Source organism: Micrococcus sp. iso_26, assembly GCF_056172975.1.
This window is the reverse complement of record NZ_JBWBTV010000009.1, coordinates 1-1,704: the sequence shown is the minus strand read 5'-3', so window position 1 is coordinate 1,704 and position 1,704 is coordinate 1. Positions and strand designations below refer to the sequence as shown.

The window sequence follows — 1,704 nt, the reverse complement described above, 5'->3', positions numbered from 1 at the left end:
TCGTCCCGGCCGCCGCCGGCCTGCTCGTGGCCGCTCTCGGGGCCGGGCCGGTGTTGGGGATCGCGGCTGCCTTCCTGGCCGCCGCCGCGCTCGTCGCGCTGAAAGTGCGCATGAACCCCGCCCCCGTCACTGAAGACACGGAGGGTGAGCAGACTCCCGCCGCCGCTGTGGTCCTCACCCGCTGGTCACGGTTCTGGAGCGAGGCCGCCCACGGGTGGACCACCCTGCGACGCACCCCCGTGCTGTGGCTGCTCACCCTGAACTCCATGGCCGGCAACATCGGCATGGCCCTGTTCGCCCCCATCGAGGCCGTGTGGGTGCTCACCGACCTGCAGCTCGGTCCCGAGTTCGTCGGCTTCCAGCTCACCGCCGGAGCCCTCGGCGCCCTGACCGTCTCCGCCCTCGCCCCCCGTGCCATCGACACCCTGGGCGAGAAGGGATGCATCCTGGCCGGCTCGGCCGGCTGCGCCGCCGCCGTCGCACTCCACCTGGCCGCGTTCTTCGACCGCGCCCACGCCGGTCCCCTGTTGCTGGCCGGCGCCGCCCTGTGGGGGTTCATGGTCGTGCTGGGTAACATCACCAGCGGCGCGATCTTCGCCCGCTCCTGCCCCGAGGGCACCCTGGGCAGGGTCACCGCGATGCGTCGCACCCTCACGCGCGGCTCCGTGCCCCTGGCCACGCTGGCCGGCGGCGCGCTCGGCGCGGCCTTCGGCCCGGGATGGGTACTGGCCGGGTGGCAGGCGATGGCCCTGCTTTCTCTCGCCCTCGCCTTCGCCGCCACCCGTCTCGCGCGCCGCCCCCAGTAACCCACCCACGGACACAATCGGTCGTTTACGGCGGAGCCGATTCGCGCCACAACGCTTGCCATTGGAGCGACCTGCCAGCGCACGCACAATCCCCTGCGTGACGGCTGGACCACGCGCCGCGGGATGCGAGCGGGCCAGGGCGCTCAGGGGCAGCCGCGTTCCTGCAGCCAGATCCTCGCCGCCGCCTGAGCCGCGTCCGTGCCGCCGCCCCCATCCCTACGGATCGGCACGTCCGGGTCCACCGGGCGATCGCCCAGAACCTCGCCTCCACGGTCCACGAACTCCGCGGCCGTCAGGGTGATACGGCTGCCATCGGGCAGCACGTGTGTCGCGTTCCCGGACCCATACCCTGACGATGACTGCCCGAACGACCTTGCATTGGGCAACCCTCGGAAGGCGGCCAGCACCGCCTCCCCCGAGGACGACGTGGACCGGTCTTGAAGCACCGCAATCGGAGCGCCATCGCGTTGTGTCCGGGGCCCCACGCTGACGAACGTCATGCCCTCTGTACCTGCCCCGTCCTCCTGCACGGTCACTGCCGTGTCCTCACCAGCCCGATCCCGGAAGAACATCACCGGCCCCTCCGGCAACAACGCGGAGACCCCCGAGAGCATCGGCCACATGTTCCCCCCCAGGTTTCCCTGCACGTCCACCACCCACCCACAGGTCGCTGGCGCTGCGGCGTCGATTCCATCCGCCAGGACCATCGCGTACTCGGACGCCTGGGGATCGTCACTAGCCACAGGCAGTGCTGGCAGGCTGAGGGTACTGACGCCATCCGTCGTAGTGACGGTCGGCAACGCGACATTCATGCGGGGTGACTCGGAAGCGCTGGAGGTCGACCTTCCACCCCTCACGTCTGGGTCCGCGCCGGGAGCGAAGCTCGAATGCTTCCCCC

2 protein-coding genes are annotated in these 1,704 nt (G+C 71.1%); one reads left to right on the top strand and one right to left on the bottom strand.

What is annotated here, in order from left to right; translation table 11 throughout:
* Positions 1–806, top strand: an 806-nt coding sequence (locus AC0VX0_RS12250) for an MFS transporter (RefSeq protein ID WP_475452172.1), incomplete at its 5' end; no start/stop codon positions are given.
* A 143-nt stretch (positions 807–949) separates the two neighbouring features.
* On the opposite strand, the gene AC0VX0_RS12245 is transcribed toward AC0VX0_RS12250, so the two are convergent.
* On the bottom strand, positions 950–1,704 hold a 755-nt coding region (locus AC0VX0_RS12245), incomplete at its 5' end, for a S41 family peptidase (RefSeq protein WP_475452170.1).